Raw genomic sequence first — 20858 nt, forward strand, 5'->3', positions numbered from 1 at the left:
TTCATACTCTTCGAAGGATGCACATGTTCCGGCACAGATGGACCCGCGCGCTGCGTGGAGTCTCCGCGGCTTCGGCATTGACCGCCCTCGTCGGCGGCGGACTTGCCGCCCCGGCCTACGCGGGCGCCACGCCCAAGCCCGATTCCAACCCGGCCGTCGACTACCAGGACCCGATCGACGCGCTGCCGCCGGTCTCCCGTCCGGACACCAAGAGCTGCTCGGTGACGGCCGTCGACCACGACTTCGGCTACACCCTCGGCGGACCGCCGTACACCACCACGCTCACCCCGCCCAAGCGGTGCGAGGGGCCGTGGAACAAGGTCGTCCTCGACTGGTCGGGCAGCGTGAAGGGGCGCCAGTACGACCGCCTCGCAGCGGTCTTCATCGGTGGCGCCGAGGTCTTCCGCACCAGCACCGCCGAGCCCGACGACGACGGCATCAGCTGGCACGTCGCCAAGGACATCACCGACTTCGCACCGCTCCTCAAGGACCCGCAGAAGCTCCAGCTCGAACTGGGCAACGTTGTCAACGACACCTACACCGGGGTGTACAGGATCAAGCTGAAGATCACGTACTACCAGGCCGACAAGCGTCACCCGGCGGCCACCACGGCCGACCGCGTCGTCCCGCTCGGCAACACCGGCTCCGACAGCGCCCCCTGGATGAACGTCGGCAAGGGCGGCTCCACCCGCACCGAGGTCACCTTCCCGCGCAACCTGACCAAGGCGCGCCTGGAGGTCTACGCACGCGGTGGCGGCTGCGACGAGCAGTGGTTCGACGCGGTCCCCAGCGACCTGGCGGAAACCGCCCCCGACTACCTCTGCGGCGGCGGCCCCTACCGTGAGGTGCAGGTCGCGGTGGACGGACAGCCCGCCGGCCTCGCCCAGCCGTACCCCGTGGTGTACTCCGGCGGCATCGTGCCGACCCTGTGGCGCCCGATCCCGGCCATCGACCAGTTCAAGACCGAGGCGTACGACATCGACCTCACCCCCTTCGCGGGTCTGCTGGCCGACGGCAAGCCGCACGCCATCAGCATCACCCCGTACGGTGCGGCCGACGGCTGGACCGTCGACGGTTCGCTCTTCCTCGACACGGACGCGCACGCGTCCCGCACGCGCGGCAGGGTGACCACCAACACCCTCAGTCACGCCCCGGTCGTGAAGACCGTACAGACCCCGGGCGAGGACGGTTCCACGGACGTCTCCGTGTCGACCGGCCGCTCCTGGAAGATCTCGGGCTATGTCGAGACCTCGAAGGGCCGGGTCACCACCACCGTCGAGCAGGACTTCTCGTACAGCAACGAGGACACGGTCTCCAGGACCGGCCGGCAGCAGACGGTGCACCAGCGCGACCACGGCGCCACCACGGTGACGACGAGGACCGGCGGACGCACCGAGGCCCGGCGGCACGCCTGGTCCTACCCCATCGACGTCGACATGGACATCCCGTTCTACGGCGACTACAACAACTACGACCTGAGGGCCGCCGTCACCCAGCGCCGGGTGCTCCTCGACACGTCCAGGAAGGGCTCCGCCCACGCGTGGCGCACGGACGCGGTCACGGACGACACCGTGGACTCGACCGGCAGTCTCGCCCGTGAGAACGGCGCGGTCCGGGCCGCCGACGGCGCCTCGTCCGAGAAGTACCGGGGCACCACGGACACCGGAGCCTGCTACTCGCGCTCCCTGACGACCGCGCACGGCTGGGTCACCGGCGACCGGCAGAGCCACTGCCGCCTCGCCGACGTGGTCCGCGAGGCCCTGAAGGGCTGAGTCCAGGTATCGGCTGTCAGCGCGGGATGGCAGGCTTGTCCTCGTGACCGAGATTGACGCAAAGATCGATGCTCTCGTCCCCGACTGGCTGCACCTGCCCGACATCGCCGAAATGCTCGGTGTCGAGGTGACGCGCGTGCGGCAGCTGGTCAAGGAGGGCCAGCTGATCGCCGTACGACGTGGTGAGAACCGGACGCTCCAGGTGCCTGCCGCCTTCATCGACGGCGACAAGGTGGTCAAGGGCCTCTCCGGCACCCTGACGCTCCTGAGGGACGACGGCTACAACGACGAAGAGATGCTGGAGTGGCTCTTCACTCCCGACCCGACCCTGCCGGGCACCCCCGCCCAGGCGCTGAGCGAGAATCGCGGCACGGAGGTGAAGCGCCGCGCCCAGGCGCTCGCCGTCTGACGACCGGCCGTATGCGGGGGGCGGGCCGCGCGACACCGCGTGGCCCGCGCCCCGCACCGTCCGGCGGCAGCCGCTCCACCACGCTCTCCCAGGGGGAACCGCACCATGTCCACGCCTCGCGCGCTGCTGTCCGACGCCCGGCTCTATCTGTGCACGGACGCCCGCAGGCGTCAGGGTGACCTCCCTGAGTTCCTCGACGCCGTCCTCGCCGCGGGAGTGGACATCGTCCAGCTCCGCGACAAGGGCATGGAGGCGGCCGAAGAGCTCGAACACCTGGCCGTCCTTGCCGACGCGTGCCGGCGCCACGGCAAGCTCCTCGCGGTGAACGACCGGGCCGACGTCGCCCATGCCATCGGCACCGACGTGCTGCACCTCGGCCAGGGGGACCTGCCGGTGCCCGCCGCCCGCGCCGTCATCGGCGAGGACGTGGTGATCGGCCGCTCCACACATGCCCGGTCCGAGGTCGACGCGGCCGTCGCCGAGCCCGGCGTGGACTACTTCTGCACCGGCCCGTGCTGGCCCACCCCGACCAAGCCCGGACGCCACGCCCCCGGCCTGGACCTGGTGCGGTACGCCGCCTCGCTCGACCAGCCGCGCCCCTGGTTCGCCATCGGCGGGATCGACGCCGGCAATCTCGACGAGGTGCTGGACGCCGGGGCCCGCCGGGTCGTCGTCGTCCGGGCGATCACCGAGGCCGCCGACCCGGCCGCCGCCACCGCCGACCTGGCCAGGAGGGTGCGGGCGCGCGTCGCGGAGTGATCCGGCGGACCTGCCGGAGGCGATATTTGGCCGACTGTCCGAGGGATGGACAAACAACCAGTCAATTCGGGCAATTCGCACTGGTCCGGTCCATCGGCCGTCGCGCTCTGGTTAACCTGCCGGTATGGCCCTTGGCACACCATCCACCAGGACAGATCACGCGCGCACGGTGCGTGAGCTTCTCGCGACCGGCAAGACCTCGTACTCGTTCGAGTTCTGGGCGCCCAAGACTGAGAAGGGCGAGCGGAACCTCTGGAACGCGCTGCGCCGGGTCGAGGCGGTGCGGCCGAGCTTCGTCTCCGTGACCTACGGGGCCGGTGGCTCCACCCGGGCCGGGACGGTGAAGGCCACCGAGCAGATCGCGGCCGATTCCACCCTCACCCCGGTCGCCCACCTCACGGCGGTCAACCACTCCGTCGCCGAGCTGCGCAACATGGTCGGGCAGTACGCGGACGCCGGGATCCGGAACATCCTCGCCGTGCGCGGAGACCCGCCGGGCGACCCGATGGGCGAATGGATCAAGCACCCGCAGGGCGTGCGGTACGCGGCCGATCTCGTCCGGCTCATCAAGGAATCCGGTGATTTCTGCGTCGGCGTCGCGGCATTTCCCGAGATGCACCCGCGATCGACCGACTGGGACACCGACATCCGGCATTTCGTGGACAAGTGCCGCGCCGGTGCCGACTATGCGATCACCCAGATGTTCTTCAATCCGGAGGACTATTTGCGTATGCGTGACCGAGTGGTCGCTGCGGGTTGCGAAACCCCGATCATTCCCGAAGTCATGCCGCTGACCAGCGTCAAGCAGTTGGACAGATTCGCGCAGCTCAGCAACGCGTCTTTCCCCTCGTCCCTGAAAGAACGCATCCTCGCCGCCAAGGACGATCCCGCCGCTGTACGCTCCATTGGCATCGACTTCGCAACGCAGTTCTGCGCGAGGCTGCGATCCGAGGGTGTGCCCGGACTGCACTTCATCACGCTCAACAACTCGACTGCGACGCTCGAAATCTACGAGAATCTCGGACTGCACAAGCAGTCGTGACCGGCCGTACCCGCCGCGACCCGGGCGGTGGCCGTAGGAGGGGGCGGGCATGGGCTGGACGGTCCTCTACATCGCGTTCGGAATCGTCGCGCTGTGGCTGCTCGGCGAGGTGCTCCTGCAGTACAAGGCGCGCCTTCGATGGCGGCTGCTCGCCTTCGCGGGCTTCGGCATCGTGGTCGTCGGCGTGCTGATGCCGTCGGTGTTCGTCATCGTCCTCGGCACGATCGCCTTCGCGACCGGCCAGACGTACGTCACGCTCTCCTTCCGGCGCGGCTTCTCCACCGGCTGGGCCATAGGGGGCAGCCCCGGCGAGAGCCGTCGTCGACGCGGCGGCGGCGACCGGGAGGGCCGCGGGCCCACCCTCCAGGTGTCGGACCTGGAGATGGCGTACGACGAGGGGGCCCCGCAGCCCTCGGCCCCCGGAACCCCGCCCCCCGGGCCTCCGGCCGCCGCGGTCTACGAGCCCGAGCCGATGCCGGACGACACCGGGCAGTACGGCATCTACTCCGACCACCACCGGTCCCGGCAGGAGCAGCCCCAGCCCCAGTACGCCGCCTACGACCCGTACGCCGAATCCGCCGCGTACGGTGCGCCGGGCCAGGGCACCTACGCCGGCCAGGGCCAGGACAGCTACGCCGGCCAGGACGCCTACGCCGGGCAGGACCCGCTCGCCGGTCAGTACGACTACGGCACCGACCGGCAGCAGTACGCCGCCTACTCCGACCCGTACATCGGGACCGGCACCACCGGTGGCTCCCCGCAGTACGACGCGTACGACAGCTACGGCAACGGCAGCGGCAACAACTACGACGGCAGCAACAACCACGACAGTTTCGGTGGCCGGCAGGAGTACACCGCCGACCCGTATGCCCAGCAGTACGGCCCTGATACTCCGCCGGGCGGTGTCTGGGTGCCGCAGCAGCGCGAGGGCGAGCAGTACCCGGTCGCACCGCCGGAGCCGCCCGCGCCGCCCGCCCCGTACCCGAACGGCTACAACAACGGCAACGGCTACGACGAGCAGCAGTACCGCTACTGACGGCGGGCCGGCCGCCCGGGTCCGCCGGACCGCGGCCGGGCCCGGCCACCGGCTTTCCGGGTCACTGCGAGCCGCGGAAGCCGTCGCCCTCCACGATCAGCCCGGCGACCAGCGCTCCGGACATGCCCGCGTGCGCGAGCCCGCCGCCCGGGTGCGACCAGCCGCCCGCGGCGTATAGCCCCGGCAGCCGGGTCCGATTGCCCGGGTGCAGATACGCGCCGCCCGCCCCGGCCAGCGCGGGCGCGGGCACCGAACCGCCCTCGGCGCCGGTGTCGGCAGCCGTCTCGGCCGGCGTCCGCACCTCGGCCCGCAGCAGCCGCTCCCGTATCCCGGGCACGGCCGCGGCCGCCGCCTCGATCAGCGAGTCGGCGTACCGCTCGCGCACGGCCGGGTCCGCCCAGTCCACCGCGCCGTGCGGGGCGACCGTCGCCATCAGCGTCACCGCCTCGTGGCCGTCGTCGGGGCGGGTCGACGGGTCGTCAGGGCGCAGCACCGTCACCGTGGGACGCTCGGCGAGCCGGCCGCCGAACAGCGCCTCGCGCTCCGCCGCACCGTCCGCCGCGTGCACCACCGTCCGGTGCACGGCATCCGGGGACCGGGCGCCGCGCAACGAGAGCAGAACCATGAACCGGCCCGGCACCACCCCCTGCTCCGGCCCCGGCCGCACCGTCACGTCACCCTCCTGCCGAAGCTCCTGACCGGGCACCAGCCCTGCCCACGGCCGGGCCCCCAGCACCACATGACCGGCCTCCGCGACCGTCCCGTCCACGAGCTCCACGCCCGCCGCCCGGCCGTCCTTCTCGACGACCCGGGCCACCTCGACGCCGAAGACGAACACCACCTTCCGGGCCAGGCACCGCTCGTACACGGCCTGCGCCAGGGCCCGCATCCCGCCGGAGACGTACCAGCTGCCGAACGTCTCCTCCATGTACGGCAGCAGGGCGGCCGCCGCCGGTGCGCGCAGCGGGTCGAGCCCGTACGACAGGGCGTACCCGTCGAGGAGCGCGGCCAGCCGGGGGTCCGCCAGCTCCCACGCGCCGATCTCCGCGACCGTGCCCGCCTGCCGGGCGGAGCGCAGCAGGCGGCGCTGCCGGAGCGCCGGATACGGATCGCGGCCGAGCACCTGCCAGTCGGAGCGCAGGGGCTCCTCCAGGAGCGGACGCCGGGACCGGTCCCAGGCATCGCGCGCCCGGTCCAGGAACCCGCCCCAGGCCGCTCCCGCACCGCCGCCGAGCGCGCCGTCCAGCGCGGAGACGACCCCGGCCCGTGAGGCGTTCGGCAGCGAGACCGCCGTGCCGTCGGCGAACAGATGGCGGCTCGCCGGATCGACCTGGGTCATGGTGACGCACCGCTCCAGCGGCTCCTTGCCGGTCTTCACGAACAAGTCGCGATAGACGGCGGGCAGATGCAGCAGCGCCGGACCGGTGTCGAAGGCGAAGCCCTCATGGGCATACCGGCCGACCGAGCCGCCGAAGGTCTCCGACCGCTCGTACACCGTCACCCGGTGGCCTGCCACGGCGAGCCGGGCGGCCGCCGCCATCGCGCCCATCCCGGCGCCGATCACCGCAATACGTGCCATGTCAGTGACCTTAACGGCCACCACCGACAGTCACCCCGGTGGCCGGGGAGAACCTGCTCCGGCCAGGCGTTTCTCCTCCCGCCGCTGGGCCCTGCGGCGCATGAACCGGCGGATTCTGGAGGCCAGGAAGGCCACCATGACGATGCCCAGCAGCAACAGCGTCCCCGCGATGACCGCGGCCGCCACCGGATGGAATATCGCGAAGGTGACGATCCCGGCGACGCCCAGGTCCTCGGCGATGCTCACGGCGATATTGCTGAACGGCTCGGGGGAGGAGTTGACCGCCATCCTGGTGCCCGCCTTCACCAGATGGCTCATCAGCGCGGTGGAACCACCGATCGCCGCCGCCGCGAGCTCCGGCAGCGAACCGCTCTCGCCGGCCAGCAGCGCGGCCACGACGGCACCGGCGAGGGGCCTGACGACGGTGTGCACCGAGTCCCAGACCGAGTCCACGTACGGGATCTTGTCCGCGACCACCTCGCACAGGAAGAGCACACCGGCCACCACGAGGACATCGGTGCGTTGCAGCGACGCGGGCACCTCGTCGCTCAGACCGGTGACGCCGAACAGGCCGAGCAGCAGGGCCACCGCATAGGCGTTGATCCCGCTCGCCCAGCCGCTCGTGAATACCAGAGGAAGTACGGACACGGACGCGATCGTAACCAGATGGCGTAACGCCGGGGGAGGGGTTCGGTGCGCAGCCCTGAGTATCCGTACCTAGGCGAGGAGATGAGTAGGTGTGCGGATGGGTTCCCACCTGCGCGGACGGGAGAGTGGAGCCCACGGAGAGGGCGCGGCTCCGCACCGCCGGCACGGGGCGGCGGAACGGTCGCGGCGCTCCCTCCGGTACGGGGGAGTACCACGGAGAGCTTGTGGACCACGGGGGAGAACGAGGTCACGGGGGAAGGCTCTCCGGCAGCACGGAAGACGCCGGTCCGGCGCAGGCTCGGGGGGATCGAGCCTCGCCGGACCGGCGTTTTTTCTGCGCTGCCGGGCCCTGGCCCCGGAAGGTCAGCGCCCGCTGACCCGCCCGTGCAGGAGCAGCGACAGCGCCGAGTGCACATCGTCGATCGAACGCTCCGGCTGGAACGCCTGCCAGTCCAGGGCCGCCACCAGCACCATGCCGACCAGCGCGGCAGCCGTCAGCGGGATGTCGATCTCCTCGCTCAGCTCACCGTTGCCCACACCCTCGCGCAGCACCTGCTCGACCACCGCGACGGCTTCCTGACGCACCACCAGGAGGGTGCCCTGCCAGGCCCGGTTGGTGCGCCACAGCTCCGCGACGTACAGCTGGGTGAAGGAGGGATAGCGGTCGATGAAGACCAGGCCGGCCCGGATCATCGCGTCCAGGGCCTCGACCCGGGTGCCGCCTTGCTCCCCGGTCTCCTCGGCCGCGGAGCGCAGCGAGGCCGTCAGCAGCCCCACGCCGTGACGCAGCAGCTCCTCGAAGAGCTCGGTCTTGCTCTTGAAGTTGTAGTAGACCGTGCCCTTGGCGACCCCGGCGCGCTCGGCGATCTCGTCCACCGTGGTCGCCGAGAAGCCCTTCTCGGCGATGAGGGTCACGGCCGCTTCGTAGAGCTTCTGCCGGGTGGCCCGGCGCCGCGTGGTGCTGCTGCTTTCCATGCCCCCGATTCTCACAGGTTCCGGCGTGCTCACAGGCTCAGTTCCGGGTGGAGCCGGTCCAGGGTCCACACCTGCTTGCGGCGCGCAGCCACCGCGGTCAGGGCGAGCGCCCCCGCCGTGAAGGCCAGCAGCACCGCGCTGCCCTGCCAGACCGGGCCCAGGTCGCCACCCGTGATCAGCCGGCGCAGCCCCTCGACGATGTAGCTCATCGGCAGATAGGGGTGGATCGCGTTGAAGAAACCGGGGCTGGTCTGGACGGGATACGTTCCCCCGGCCGAGGTCAGCTGGAGCATCAGCACCGCCAGTACGAGGATCCGTCCCGCGGCTCCGAACCGGGCGTTCAGCCACTGCACGATGGCTGCGAAGCAGCAGGTCACCAGTGCCAGGAAGCCGACCGTTCCGGCGGCGCGGGCCATCTGCAGACCGAGCCCCCAGTGCAGTACCGACATCAGCGCCGCCACCTGGAGCAGACCGATCGCGGCCACCGGCAGCCAGCCCGCGAACGCGATCCGCCAGGCGGAGGCCCCGGCGGCGAGCGCGCGCCGGTTGAGCGGCTGGATCAGCATGTAGGCCACCATCGCGCCGACCCAGAGGGAGAGCGGGATGAAGTACGGCGCGAAGCCGGTGCCGTAGTTGGGGGCCGCGTGCAGCGACTGGGAGGCCAGCTGAACCGGGTCGGCCATGACCCCGGTACGGGCGTCGCGGTCCTTCTTGTCGTAGTCGGGGATCTCGCCGACGCCGTCGTTGAGTCCCTCGGCCAGGGTGGTCGAGCCGTCGCCGAGCCGGATCAGCCCGCTGTCCAGGTTCGTGGCGCCCTTCTTGAGGTCGCTCACGCCGGAGTCCAGGTCGGCTGAGCCGGTCCTGGCCGTGGTCAGGCCGGTGTGCAGGTCGTCGGCGCCCTTGGCGACCTTGTGGGCGCCGGAGTTGAGCGCGTTGATCTTCTTGACCGCGGACTCCAGGTCCTTGTCCAGGTGCGGGGCGCGCTCGGCCAGGTCGTCGGCCTGCCGCTGGAGGGTGGTCAGCTGGTTGCTCAGCTTCTTCAGGTCCCCGTTCTGGTTCGTGATCAGTACGTTCACGTCGTCGGCGACCTCCGCGACATCGGCCGCCGCGGTCATGGCGCGCTTCAGCGGCGGGCAGAGATCGGGGTCGGCGGGCTGCTGGTCCACGCAACTGGTGCGGTGGATCCCGGCCAGGTCGTCGGAGGCCGTGTGGGCGGCGGTGGCCGCGGTGGGTGCCGCCTCGGCGAGCAGATCGAGGTTGTGCCGCACGGTCTTCGAGGTGTCGGAGACCAACTGGGCGGTGTCGCCGATCGACTTGCCGTTGTCCTTCAGGAACGGGCGGACGTCGGCCGCCACCCCGTTCACCTTGTCGGCGAGCTGCTGGGTGCCGTCGGCCACTTGCCGGGAGCCGGTCTCCAGGTCGCCCGCGCCCTTGTTCAGCTTGACGATCCCTCCGGCCAGCCGGCCGCTGCCGGCCTTGGCGTCCTTCAGCCCGTCCGCGAGGTCCTGCGACCCCTTCTTGGCCTTGCCGATGCCGCCCTTGAGGTCGTCGGCCCCCTTGGCGGCCTTCGCCGTCGCGTCGTGGAGGTCGGAGAAGCTGATGAAGATCCGGTCGTAGAAGCCGCGTGAGGCGTTGGTCGACGCGGCGGTGCGCACCTCGGAGAAGACCGTCCGGGAGATCTGCCCGACGATGTAGTTGTTGGCGTCGTTGGTCCGCACCTGGAGGGCGCCGGTCTCGGGGGAGTCGCCCGAACTGGACGCGATCTGCTTGCTGAAGTCCGACGGCATGGTGAGCGAGAGGTAGTACGTCCCGTCCTCGACGCCCTTGCCGGCCTCGGCGGAACTCACCTCGTGCCAGTCGAAGACCTTGGAGTCGAGGAGCTTGCCGGTGATCTCGTCGCCGGCCGCGATGTGCTTGCCGGCGGCGGTGGCGCCCTTGTCGTTGTTGACCAGTGCGACGGGGATCTTGTCGAGGCGGCCGTACGGATCCCAGAAGGACCACAGGTACAGCGCGCCGTAGAGCAGCGGCAGGAGCAGCAGTGCGACGAGCGCGGCGCGCGGCAGCTTCCCCCTGCCGAAACGCCTGAGCTCAAGCGCGGCCAGTCTCGGCGAACGCATCGGCCGTTCCTTCCTCGGTCGTGTTCTCCCCGGTCGGGTTCTCTCCGGTCGTGCCCTGCCCGGCCGCGTCTTCCCCGGCCGGCTTTCCTTCGGCAGCGGCGTCCGTGCGCAGGGTGATCGCGTCCTCGGGGGCCTGGCTGCAGACGGCGAGCACGGTCGTGCCGCTGTCCGCGACGGACCGCAGCAGCTCCCAGGCCTCGGTGCGTTCGGCGTCGGAGAGCTTGAGATCGGTGTCGTCCACCGCCAGCAGCCGGGGGCCGCCGATCAGCGCGAGGGCGATGGAGAGCCGCAGCGCCTCCAGCCGCTCCAGATCCCGTACGGAGGTCCGCTCGGCCTTGGGCAGGGTGGCCGGGTCGAGTCCGGCGGCGTCCAGCGCCGCGTCGATCCGTTCCTGGGCCGTGGCGGCCCGCTCGGCACGCGGGCGCAGCAGGGCGCGCAGCGAACTGTCGAAGCGGCGCTGCAGCAGGGCCCGTTCGCGCAGGTGCTCGGCGACGGTGAAGGCCGGGTCGAGCTCGCTGACCCCGGGGACGGGGCCCAGCGCGGCGATGCGGCGTACGGCGGCCATCTTGCGAGGCAGGCGCAGCCCGCCGATCTTCGCGTGGCCCTCGGTGGGGCGCATCCGGCCGGTGAGAGCGAGCAGCAGGCAGGTGCGGCCCGAGCCGGAGGGGCCCTCGATCGCCACCAGCGAGCCGGGCCCGGCATCGATCCCGATGCCTCGGAAGGCCCAGCCGCGCGGCCCCTTGAGGCCGAAATCCTCGGCGGTGACGGATGCCCCGTGCGGGCTGTCCACAGACCCTCCCCCTGTTTTGAACTGACCAGTCAGTTCAAAAAGGTAGCCCGAACTTGCGAACGAAGCAAAAGAGCAGGTCAGGGCGGGGTCGAGGTCGACTGTCAGTGGTGCCCCTCACGATGGATACATACGGCCACGGAGCCGTTACACGAGACAGGAGGTTTCGTCATGGCCCACTCGTCCGCAGCAGCCGCACCCCGGCGCCGCGCAGACGGCCCTGCCCCCTCACTGACCGGCCCGGCAAGCGATGTCCACCCCGTTCTGCGCCGCACCACGGCGCCGCCCGCCGCCCTCGATCTGCTCGCCAAGGCCCGCACCGGCCTCGACGAGGCCGCCGTTCTCGATGTGCCGAACGAGCGGTATGCCACCGCCCACCTCGCAGCGCTGCGCACCGCGGCCGCGGTGCTCGCCGCGCGGGCCCGTCCGGAGACGTCCGGGCGGCGCCGGGAGCGCATCCGCAGCGCCTGGGAGCTCCTGCCCGAAATAGCCCCCGAGCTGACCGAGTGGAGTGCGCTGTTCGCCTCCGGTGCCCGTCGCCGGGCCCGCGCGGAAGCCGGCATACCCGGCGCCGCGACCCGGCGGGACGCGGACGACCTGCTCCGTGACGCGGCGGTGTTCCTGCGTCTGGTCGAGCGGCTGCTGGTGCTCCAGCCGGTGCTCCCGCAGGCCAGGAGGGAGCGGCCCGACGCGGGATGACGGCAGCGGCGGCGTGAGGCAATAGGGTGGGCATTGCTCGTACCACCTGCACTGTTCACGCTCCGCCGTCCCAGGCGGCACCGTGCCGAGGAGTCATCTGCCGTGTCGGACCAGCTGCGCCCCCGCGCCTCCCTCCGTACCGCCGTGGTCTGGGAGGTCCTCAAGGACGCCCTCGACCACCGGGTGAAGGCGACCGGCAGGGACGCCCTGGATGTTCTGGACACCGGCGGTGGCACCGGCAACTTCGCGGTGCCGGTCGCCCGTCTCGGCCACCGCGTCACGGTCGTCGACCCCAGCCCCAACGCGCTCTTCGCGCTGGAGCGCCGCGCGGCCGAGGCCGGGGTCGCCGACCGGGTCCGCGGGGTCCAGGGCGACATCCACGGCCTGTTCGAGGTGGTCGAGCGCGGTGGGTACGACGCGGTGCTGTGCCACGGCGTCCTGGAGTACGTGGACGACCCGGCCGAGGGCGTACGCAATGCCGTTGCGGCGCTCCGGCCGTCCGGTGCGCTCAGCCTGCTCGCCGCCGGGCTCGGCGGTGCCGTCCTGGCCCGGGCGCTCGCCGGCCACTTCACCGAGGCCCGGCAGGCGCTCGGCGACCCGGCGGGCCGCTGGGGCGAGGGCGACCCGGTGCCCCGGCGCTACACCGCGGAGCAGCTCACCGAGCTGGTCTCCGGCGCCGACGTCGAGGTAGGCGCGGTCCACGGCGTACGGATCTTCGCGGACCTCGTGCCGGGCGTCCTGGTGGACACGGAGCCCGGTGCTGTGGAGGCCCTGCTCAAGCTGGAGTCCGCCGCGGCCGAGCTGCCCGCCTTCCACGCCGTAGCGACGCAGCTGCACGTTCTGGGCACGAAGCGCGCCTGAGCGCGGTCCGGTCCGGCCCGGTCCGGTGGTGGTAGCTCGGCCGTAGCGCTGCTGATCAGCGACGCAGCGGCAGACGGAGTACGCACCGGGCCCCCCGATCGGGGGCTTCGCCCCGTATGATCGGGGGACACCATCCGGCATGACGGATCGGAGGTTGGGGAATCAACGCCTCAGCAGCTGAGCCGTCGTGGCGGCCCGGACTGGCTGATGGGCAAGAAGGCGGGTTTCACGGGGGCGATTCCCTGCCTATCCTGGAAGGGCCGCATACCGGCCGCCCCCCGCGGCCGACGACGAGGAGGACTCCGTGCCGCTCTCGGAGCACGAGCAGCGAATGCTCGAGCAAATGGAGCGAGCGCTGTACGCCGAAGATCCCAAGTTCGCGACAGCGCTCGAGGGAAGCGGGCTGCGTACGTACACCCGGCGACGGGTCTACCAGGCGGTCGCAGGCTTCCTGGTGGGTATCGCGCTCCTCATGGCCGGAATGGTCGCCCAGCTCATCTGGATCAGCGTGGTGGGTTTTCTCGTCATGCTGGGCTGCGCGGTCCTTGCGGTCACTGGTTGGCGCAAGGCACCCAAGCCGGGCGAGCACCCGGCAGCCGGAGGCGGTGGCGAGCGCAGCCGGCCCAGGCAACGCCGGACCGTGATGAACCGCATCGAGCAGCGGTGGCAGCGCCGCCGCGACGAGCAGGGCCAGTAGGCCCTCGGACACACTTGGGTGAGGGGCGGCCGCGTCTTCGCGGCCGCCCCTCATGTGTGCCCGGGACCTTCATGTGCGCACCGGGCCATCACGTATGCCCCGGGCCGGTGAGTGCGGACGGACATCGGGCCGACCGGTCCGCGGGCGTGGCTTCGAGCAGGCGTGCTTGGGGGAGTCCCGGGTGCACCCGGAGCCGGGCGAAGGCCGCCGGACGGTCCGGGCCCGGCTGATGGAGCCGTGGGTCGGTCCGGGCACGGCTGATGGAGCCGTGGGTCGGTCCGGGTAAGGCTGATAGAGCCGCCGGTCGGTCCGGGAAAGGCTGATGGAGCCGCCCCGTGGCGGGGACCGGCGGCGGGCCGCAGACCGTCACGTCGCGGCCACGCCCCCGGTCGCCCCGGTCACCCCTGCTGGCGTGACGGGCGCCGCAGCCACCCGGCCCACCGGTCGCGGCCGAACACCGCAGCGCACCTGCCGGTGAAGGCCGCCCAGCGCTCCGATGCCGCCCAGATCACCCGAACGGCCGAGCGCGGTGCCACGATCGCCCGGATCCGGGTGAAGCGGTCGGCAGCTGCCCGCAGACCGGCTCGTACCGTCTCCACGTCCTCGGCAAGACCGGCGCTCGCCCGGGGCTCCGGGGCGTACAGCACCTGCTCCACCGCCCCGGCCACCCGGTGCACCGCCTCCGCCGCATCGGGTTCGAGCCGGCCCAGCCGCACCACCCGGTCCGCCGCCTTGCGCGGGGTCCGGGAGTCGTCCGGCTCGATGCCGTGGTCCCAGGCGGTGTCGGTGATCTCCTGCCAGGCCGCGAGCGTTCCGGCCGTCGCGTGCGACGGCGGGTGCGGCTCGATGCCCCGGCCCGTGGCGCCCTGCCCCGTCGGTGACACCGCGGACCGGCCGCGCACCGGCGTACGCCCGGCGGAGAGACCCAGCCTCCGCCTGCGTGCCCGCAGCCGCCAGAACAGCGGCAGCAGGGGCAGTGCGAGGATCACCACGGCGAGCAGGACCACACCGGCGACGGTGCTCGCCGGTGTCCCGGAGTCCGTCGGAGGCTTCGCGCCCTGTGCCGCCGGGCTTCCGCACTCGCCCTGCTTGCGCATCTGCGCCGGGCAGCTGTCCGGGACGGACGGCGCGATCGAGGGAGCCGCCGAGGGGCCCTTCTCGGGCTGGGCCGGGGTGTCCGTGTCGCCCGTGGGGGCATCCGGCTGGGTGTACGGCGGCGTGGTGCCCCGCGTCGGCGTCGGCTCGAAACGGGTCCACCCGACACCCTGGAAGTACAGCTCGGGCCAGGCATGCGCGTCACGCAGCCCCACCGTGACCGAACCGTCCGACTGCCCGGTGCCGGGGGTGAATCCCACCGCGACCCGGGCCGGAATGCCCAGCGTCCGGGCCATCGCGGCCATCGCGAAGGAGAAGTGGACGCAGAAGCCCTGCTTGTCCTTCAGGAACCGGCTGATCGCCGCGCTTCCGGTGCCCGAGTTCACCGAGGTGTCGTAGCTGAAGCCGCCCTCCGAGGCGAAGTAGTTCTGCAGTTTCACCGCCCGCTCGTAATCGTTGGCGGCGCCCCTGGTCACCTGGTCCGCGGTCTCCTCGACCACCTTCGGCAGCGAGCCGGGAACGCGGGTGTACTCGCGCCGCAGAGCGGCCGGCGCGGGGCCCGCCCCGGCGAGCTGCTCGGCGGTCGGTTCGACCATCAGACTGGAGACCCGGTACTGCGCACCGCGGGTCGTCTCGCCGCGGTCGCCCACGAGCGTCCGCCCCACCGGTTCGTACCGCCAGCGCCCGCTGATCGTGACCTCGGTCGCCGGGTAGGGGAGCGGCAGATAGGTCTGCTGGTACGAACGGGACGCGGAGATGTTCGACGTGATCTCGGTGACCGCCACGTCCGGGCCGAGGCCCTCCGGCTGCGGGAGCCGCTCGGGCACGTCCTTCAGCCGGCGCGTGGAGGGCCGCCACTCGCTCCCGTTGAACTGGTCCAGGGCCAGAATCCGCAGATAGAAGTCCTGCGGGGCACCGGAATTGGTGCGGTAGGACATCACCTGCCGGTCCTCCGGCTGGTTCAGGTTGTCCTGCAACGAGACCAGCGGGTTCACCGCGGAGATCGTGCCGCCGCCACCCTTGCCGCCCCCGCCGCCGCCCGTGCCGAACAGCATTCCGCCCTCGAGCGCGGGCAGTGCCGCCGGGACGATCAGCGAGACGCCCAGCGCCAGCGCGCCGATGCGCCGCCCGGTACGGACCGGGGCCGTCGGCCGGCTGCCCGAGAGCGCCGCACCGACCGCCGGACCTCCCGGGGACCTGGTGGCCGCGCCGGTGAAGACCCGCCCCCACTGGGAGAGCCGGTCCCGCCCCTCGGCCAGCAGGAGCAGCAGATAGCCACCGGCCGCCAGCAGGAACCAGAGCCAGTCGGCCCCGCCCCCGGACAGCCCAGCGGCCACCGAGTACAGCGCGAGGAGCGGCAGGCCGGCCGGGGCGGCGCTGCGGAACGTCACGGCGAGGGCGTCCACCGCCAGACCGACCAGCAGCACACCGCCGATCAGTATCAGCCGGATGCCGTCCGTCACAGGAGCGGGGGCGGCATACCTGCTGACGTCCTCGGTGCCCGACGTCAGCAGATGCGCGAGCCGCTGGACGGCCTCCGGGCCGGGCAGCAGACCGGCCATCGCCTGTTGCCTGGCGAACACCACCGTCAGCAGGACCAGCATGACCAGCGCCTGTGCCCCGACGACCAGCACGCGGGGAACGGGCGCCCGGCGGACCAGCGCCCCCATTCCGCTCTGGACCGCCAGCAGGAACGCCGCCTGCAGGATCCACCCGGCCGGCTCCACCAGCGGCAGCATCGAGGCCGCCGCCATCAGCGTTGCCGCAAAGGCGCACAGTGCCAGCCGACCACGACCGCTCATGACCATCCCCCGGAGAAACCCGTCGTGCCGCCGGTGGCGGACTGCACCGCCACACCCTGGTGCCCCGCCTGCTGCCAGTACCGGGCGAGCCCGGTCCCGGGCGAAACCGCCACGGCCGTCCACCCCGACTCCCGCAGCAGCCGCAGCCGCCGCTCGGTCGCCGCTTCCGCCCCGGCGGGCGGGACTTCGCCCTGTACCCAGTCCGTGCTGTCCAGCACGAACGCGACGGCGCCGCCGCTGCGCTGCCGCATGCGCGCGGCCACCGCCGCCTGCTCCTCGTCCAGATCACCGAAGAACGCGATCAGCAGCCCCTCGTTGCCGCCGCGCATCACGTCGTACGCGCGTGACAGACCGCTGCCGTCGGAGTGGTCGACCACCGCCAGGGTGTCCATCATCAGACCCGCCGAGTCGGCGGACTCCTGCGTCGATCCGGCGAAACCGCCCATGCCCTCGCCCGGCACCGCGTTCCCGTCGTCGGTCAGCAGCCGGACGGCGAAGCCGCGCTCCAGCATGTGCACCAGCGCGGACGCGGCCCCGGACACCGCCCACTCGAAGGCGGAGTCGGGCCCCGCCCCCTGGTAGGCGATCCGCCGGGTGTCCAGCAGCACCGTGCACCTGGCCCGCTGCGGCTGCTCCTCGCGGCGCACCATCAGCTCGCCGTAGCGCGCGGTCGAGCGCCAGTGGACCCGGCGCAGATCGTCGCCGTGCCGGTAGCCGCGCGGAATCACGTCGTCGTCACCGGCCAGCGCCAGCGACCGCTGCCGCCCCTCGCCGTACCCCGCGGCCTCGCCGGCCAGCCGCACCGGCGGCAGCGGCTCGGTCCGCGGAATGACGACGAGGGTGTCGTACGCGCTGAACGAACGGGTCAGCTCGCACATGCCGAAGGGGTCGCTCAGCCGCAGTTGCAGCGGCCCGAGCGGATAGCGCCCGCGCAGATCCGACCGCACCCGGTAGGACACCTCGCGGCGGCCGCCCGCCTCCACCCGGTCCAGCACGAACCGGGGCCGCGGCCCGAGAACGTAGGGCACCCGGTCCTGAAGCATCAGCAGCCCGGTGGGCATCCGCGACACGTTCTCCATCCGCAGGTGGACCCGCGCCTCCGAGCCCGCCGGGACCCGGGACGGCGAGAGCCGCCGGGTGCCCGCGACCCGGTAGCGGGTGCGGACGAGCACCACCACACAGACCATCGGCAGCGCGGCGAGCAGCAGCCCGACCCGCAGCAGATCCGCCTGCCCGAGCACATAGGCGCAGACCGCCGCGGCGATACCGGCGGCCAGGAAGGACCGCCCACGCGTGGTCAGCCCGCTCAGAGCCGCCCGCAGAGCGCCCTTCTCGCCGCCGTCGTCCGTTGCGGCCTGCCCCCCGGCGGCCATCACACCCGCCGTGCGCCGGGCTGCTGCCGGCCGTACGCCGCCCGGCCCGGCTGATGCTGCGGCTGCACCTGGGTGGCGCCGCCCGCGGTCGGAACCGGTGTCTGCTGGAGGATCTCCAGCACGACCTGCTCGGCGGTACGGCGGTTGAGCTGGGCCTGTGCCGTCGGCAGCAGCCGGTGCGCGAGCACCGCGACCGCCAGCGCCTGCACGTCGTCCGGCAGGCAGTAGTCCCGGCCGCTCAGCGCCGCGGAGGCCTTCGCCGCGCGCAGCAGGTGAAGGGTGGCCCGCGGCGAGGCGCCGAGCCGGAGATCGGGATGGCTGCGGGTGGCCGCGACGAGCTCCACCGCGTACCGCCGCACGGCGTCGGCCACGTGGACCGTCCGCACCGCGTCGATCAGCTTCACGATGTCGTGGGCGTGCGCCACCGGCTGAAGGTCGTCGAGCGGCGGGAGGCCGCCGTGCACGTCGAGCATCCGCAGCTCGGCGTCCGCACTCGGATAGCCGATCGAGACCCGCGCCATGAACCGGTCGCGCTGGGCCTCGGGCAGCGGATAGGTGCCTTCCATCTCCACCGGGTTCTGCGTGGCCACCACCATGAACGGGTCGGGCAGCTCGTAGCTGTGCCCGTCGATGGTGACCTGGCGCTCCTCCATGGATTCCAGCAGCGCCGACTGGGTCTTCGGCGAGGCACGGTTGATCTCGTCGCCGATCACGATCTGGGCGAAGATCGCACCCGGCTTGAATTCGAAGTCACGCCGCTGCTGGTCGAAGATGGACACACCGGTGATGTCCGAGGGCAGCAGGTCCGGTGTGAACTGAATGCGCCGCACCGAGCAGTCGATGGACCGTGCCAGCGCCTTGGCCAGCATCGTCTTGCCGACCCCGGGGACGTCCTCGATGAGGAGATGCCCCTCCGCCAGCAGTACGGTCAGCGAAAGCCGTACGACCTCAGGCTTGCCCTCGATCACACTCTCCACCGACCTGCGCACCCGCTCCGCGGTCGTGGTCAGATCTGTGAGGCTCGCTCGATCGTCATAGGTCGTCACCCGGCCCTCCTCGGCCCTGCCCCACGCTCACCTGGAGCGGTGGGGTACCCCATTCACGGGCCGACGCGCACGCAGCGGTCCGGCCCACCCCGAAACAGGGACACCCCCTCGGACACGTCCGGCGGGATGTCACACGCGCATTCTTGTTGCCGTTACCGCTTCGTGTCACTTGCCTGTGGACAACTGGGGGCGAAATGCCGGTTTCGGTGGGGTTTTCGGTTCCTGGGAGGTGGCGTCCGGGACGTCAGGAGGCGGGAAGGATCTCTCGCAGCAGGCCGGTGGTCACATCGAAGACGAAGCCGCGGACGTCGTCGGTGTGCAACAGGAACGGCGAGGTGCGCACGCGCTGCATCGACTGCCGTACGTCCTGGTCGGCGTCCTTGTACGCCTCGACCGCCCAGACCGGACGCTGGCCGACCTCCGCCTCCAGCTCCTGGCGGAATTCCTCGGTGATCGATTCCAGGCCGCAGTTGGTGTGGTGGATCAGTATGACGCTGCGCGTGCCGAGGGCCCGCTGGCTGATGGTCAGCGAACGGATCACGTCGTCGGTGACCACGCCGCCCGCGTTGCGGATGGTGTGGCAGTCGCCGAGCGCCAGGCCGAGTGCGTCGTGCAGGTCGAGCCGGGCGTCCATGCAGGCGACCACGGCGACGCGCAGCACCGGCTTGGCGTCCATGCCCGGGTCTTCGAAGCCGGCGGCGTACCGGACGTTCGCCTCGACGAGTCGATCGGTGACCGTGCCCCCGGAACGGGCCTGGTCGGCATCGGTCGCGGAGGGCCTGACGGGGGAGTGCGCGGAAGTCGACATGGCTATGACGTTAGCTCCCGCACCTGCTCCCGTAGCGCTGTGAGAAGGGACAAAGAACGTCAACGAGGCTTGTTGTGAGGTAACCCACAAGCTTCACAGTCGTTGCGTCGAGCGGGTGAACAGGGGGCCCGGCGACGCGCTGCCGGGTTGATTGCTCGGGAATCGATCGAATGGCAGGGTGGACTAAAGTGACGGGAAGTTACCGACACCCTGCACATTCCGAAGATTTCCCCTGTGTGTGCGGCGTACGTACGGGCCCGGCCCTCTCCCGCTCGCGGTCGGCCGACGCCCCTTCCCCGGCGCCGGCCCGCCTCCCCTTCTGAGCGGGCGGGGACCAGGCCGTACGTGCGGCCACACGGGACCTGAGCCTGAGAGGGCGCATGAGCCAGAGCCGACACGTCCCGGTGATGCTCCAGCGATGCCTGGACCTGTTGGCCCCGGCTCTGGAGGCGCCGGGCCCGCAGGCGCCCGTGGTCGTCGACTGCACCCTCGGCCTCGGCGGACACAGCGAGGCGCTGCTCGCCTCCTTCCCCTCCGTACGGCTGATCGGGCTGGACCGGGACAAGGAGGCGCTGCGGCTCTCCGGCGAGCGGCTCGCCCCGTACGGCGACCGGGCCACCCTGGTGCACGCGGTGTACGACGAACTGCCCGAGGTGCTCGACAGGCTCGGCATCCCCAAGGTCCAGGGCGTCCTGTTCGACCTCGGCGTCTCCTCCATGCAGCTGGACGAGGCCGACCGTGGATTCGCGTACGCCCAGGACGCCCCGCTCGACATGCGGATGGACCAGACGACCGGCATCGGCGCGGCCGAGGTGCTCAACACCTACCCGCCGGGCGAGCTGGTACGGATCCTGCGCGCGTACGGCGAGGAGAAGCAGGCCAAGCGGATCGTCTCCGCGATCGTGCGCGAGCGCGAGAAGGAGCCGTTCAGCAACAGCGCCCGGCTCGTCGAGCTGATCCGCGACTCGCTGCCCCAGGCGGCCAAGCGCACCGGCGGCAACCCCGCCAAGCGGACCTTCCAGGCACTGCGCATCGAGGTCAACGGCGAGCTCAGCGTCCTGGAGCGGGCCATTCCGGCGGCCGTCCAGAGCCTCGCGGTCGGCGGCCGGATCGCGGTCCTCTCGTACCACTCGCTGGAGGACCGGCTGGTCAAGCAGGTGTTCGCGGCGGGCGCCGCCACCACGGCGCCGCCCGGACTGCCGGTCGTCCCCGAGCGCTACCAGCCCCGGCTGAAGCTGCTGACCCGTGGCGCGGAGCTGCCCACCGAGGAGGAGGTCGCCGAGAACCGGCGGGCCGCCCCCGCCCGGCTGCGCGGCGCCCAGCGGATCCGCGAGGAGGAACGATGAGAGCCCG

The 20858-nt window shown here is 71.8% G+C and carries 18 protein-coding genes; 9 read left to right on the top strand and 9 right to left on the bottom strand.

Annotated elements, in window-relative coordinates:
- Window positions 1-23 precede the first annotated feature (23 nt).
- The 5 genes from ACFYY7_RS03565 to ACFYY7_RS03585 all read left to right on the top strand — a co-directional run bounded on the left by ACFYY7_RS03565 (window position 24) and on the right by ACFYY7_RS03585 (window position 5018).
- Entirely contained in the window at window positions 24-1772 is a 1749-nt protein-coding gene (locus tag ACFYY7_RS03565) for a peptide-N4-asparagine amidase (protein ID WP_388656469.1), read from the top strand.
- 43 nt (window positions 1773-1815) lie between these two features.
- Window positions 1816-2181 (top strand): Rv2175c family DNA-binding protein, encoded by a 366-nt coding sequence (locus tag ACFYY7_RS03570; RefSeq protein WP_351257514.1) that lies wholly within the window; start codon window positions 1816-1818, stop codon window positions 2179-2181.
- A gap of 105 nt (window positions 2182-2286) precedes the next feature.
- Window positions 2287-2940 carry a thiamine phosphate synthase gene (thiE, locus tag ACFYY7_RS03575; protein ID WP_388656473.1) on the top strand — a complete coding sequence of 218 codons (654 nt, stop codon included), beginning with the start codon at window positions 2287-2289 and terminating at the stop codon, window positions 2938-2940.
- 124 nt (window positions 2941-3064) lie between these two features.
- Complete coding sequence (gene metF / locus ACFYY7_RS03580) at window positions 3065-3982, top strand: methylenetetrahydrofolate reductase [NAD(P)H] (RefSeq protein ID WP_388656476.1); 918 nt, start codon at window positions 3065-3067, stop codon at window positions 3980-3982.
- Window positions 3983-4031: 49 nt separating this feature from the next.
- Window positions 4032-5018 (top strand): hypothetical protein, encoded by a 987-nt coding sequence (locus ACFYY7_RS03585; protein WP_388656479.1) that lies wholly within the window; start codon window positions 4032-4034, stop codon window positions 5016-5018.
- Between the two features lie 61 nt (window positions 5019-5079).
- Here the strand turns inward: ACFYY7_RS03585 and ACFYY7_RS03590 are convergent, their stop codons facing one another.
- The 5 genes from ACFYY7_RS03590 to ACFYY7_RS03610 all read right to left on the bottom strand — a co-directional run bounded on the left by ACFYY7_RS03590 (window position 5080) and on the right by ACFYY7_RS03610 (window position 11127).
- A complete protein-coding gene (locus ACFYY7_RS03590) occupies window positions 5080-6597 on the bottom strand; it encodes a phytoene desaturase family protein (RefSeq protein WP_388656482.1) in 1518 nt (505 codons plus the stop codon).
- Between the two features lie 30 nt (window positions 6598-6627).
- On the bottom strand, window positions 6628-7245 hold the full coding sequence (locus ACFYY7_RS03595) for a DUF4126 domain-containing protein (RefSeq protein ID WP_388656483.1): 618 nt from the start codon (window positions 7243-7245) through the stop codon (window positions 6628-6630).
- Between the two features lie 363 nt (window positions 7246-7608).
- Complete coding sequence (locus ACFYY7_RS03600) at window positions 7609-8220, bottom strand: TetR/AcrR family transcriptional regulator (protein WP_388656486.1); 612 nt, start codon at window positions 8218-8220, stop codon at window positions 7609-7611.
- Window positions 8221-8249: 29 nt separating this feature from the next.
- Window positions 8250-10337, bottom strand: a complete 2088-nt coding sequence (locus ACFYY7_RS03605; RefSeq protein WP_388656488.1) for a YhgE/Pip family protein — start codon at window positions 10335-10337, stop codon at window positions 8250-8252.
- Window positions 10309-11127 carry an ATP-binding cassette domain-containing protein gene (locus ACFYY7_RS03610; RefSeq protein WP_388656491.1) on the bottom strand — a complete coding sequence of 273 codons (819 nt, stop codon included), beginning with the start codon at window positions 11125-11127 and terminating at the stop codon, window positions 10309-10311. Before ACFYY7_RS03610 ends, ACFYY7_RS03605 begins: the two co-directional genes overlap by 29 nt.
- A 168-nt stretch (window positions 11128-11295) precedes the next feature.
- On the opposite strand from ACFYY7_RS03610, the gene ACFYY7_RS03615 reads away from it, so the two are divergent.
- The 3 genes from ACFYY7_RS03615 to ACFYY7_RS03625 all read left to right on the top strand — a co-directional run bounded on the left by ACFYY7_RS03615 (window position 11296) and on the right by ACFYY7_RS03625 (window position 13381).
- A complete protein-coding gene (locus ACFYY7_RS03615; protein WP_388656493.1) occupies window positions 11296-11823 on the top strand; it encodes an SAV_6107 family HEPN domain-containing protein in 528 nt (175 codons plus the stop codon).
- A gap of 102 nt (window positions 11824-11925) precedes the next feature.
- Window positions 11926-12684 carry a class I SAM-dependent methyltransferase gene (locus ACFYY7_RS03620; RefSeq protein WP_388656496.1) on the top strand — a complete coding sequence of 253 codons (759 nt, stop codon included), beginning with the start codon at window positions 11926-11928 and terminating at the stop codon, window positions 12682-12684.
- A 304-nt stretch (window positions 12685-12988) separates the two neighbouring features.
- Window positions 12989-13381 (top strand): DUF3040 domain-containing protein, encoded by a 393-nt coding sequence (locus ACFYY7_RS03625; protein WP_360918633.1) that lies wholly within the window; start codon window positions 12989-12991, stop codon window positions 13379-13381.
- Window positions 13382-13779: 398 nt separating this feature from the next.
- Here ACFYY7_RS03625 and ACFYY7_RS03630 read toward each other — a convergent pair whose 3' ends face one another.
- The 4 genes from ACFYY7_RS03630 to ACFYY7_RS03645 form a co-directional block, all read right to left on the bottom strand.
- Window positions 13780-16278 carry a DUF3488 and DUF4129 domain-containing transglutaminase family protein gene (locus tag ACFYY7_RS03630; RefSeq protein ID WP_388656499.1) on the bottom strand — a complete coding sequence of 833 codons (2499 nt, stop codon included), beginning with the start codon at window positions 16276-16278 and terminating at the stop codon, window positions 13780-13782.
- Window positions 16275-17651, bottom strand: a complete 1377-nt coding sequence (locus ACFYY7_RS03635; RefSeq protein WP_388656502.1) for a DUF58 domain-containing protein — start codon at window positions 17649-17651, stop codon at window positions 16275-16277. Before ACFYY7_RS03635 ends, ACFYY7_RS03630 begins: the two co-directional genes overlap by 4 nt.
- Window positions 17651-18697 (bottom strand): MoxR family ATPase, encoded by a 1047-nt coding sequence (locus ACFYY7_RS03640; RefSeq protein WP_351257549.1) that lies wholly within the window; start codon window positions 18695-18697, stop codon window positions 17651-17653. The genes ACFYY7_RS03635 and ACFYY7_RS03640 overlap by 1 nt, the downstream gene beginning before the upstream one ends.
- 244 nt (window positions 18698-18941) lie before the next feature.
- A complete protein-coding gene (locus ACFYY7_RS03645) occupies window positions 18942-19505 on the bottom strand; it encodes a beta-class carbonic anhydrase (RefSeq protein WP_388656505.1) in 564 nt (187 codons plus the stop codon).
- A 380-nt stretch (window positions 19506-19885) separates the two neighbouring features.
- Between ACFYY7_RS03645 and rsmH the strand changes: the two genes are divergently transcribed.
- A complete protein-coding gene (gene rsmH / locus ACFYY7_RS03650) occupies window positions 19886-20851 on the top strand; it encodes a 16S rRNA (cytosine(1402)-N(4))-methyltransferase RsmH (protein ID WP_388656507.1) in 966 nt (321 codons plus the stop codon).
- Window positions 20852-20858 lie beyond the last annotated feature (7 nt).

It is taken from the genome of Streptomyces sp. NPDC001933 (assembly GCF_042890955.1).
Classification (GTDB): domain Bacteria; phylum Actinomycetota; class Actinomycetes; order Streptomycetales; family Streptomycetaceae; genus Streptomyces.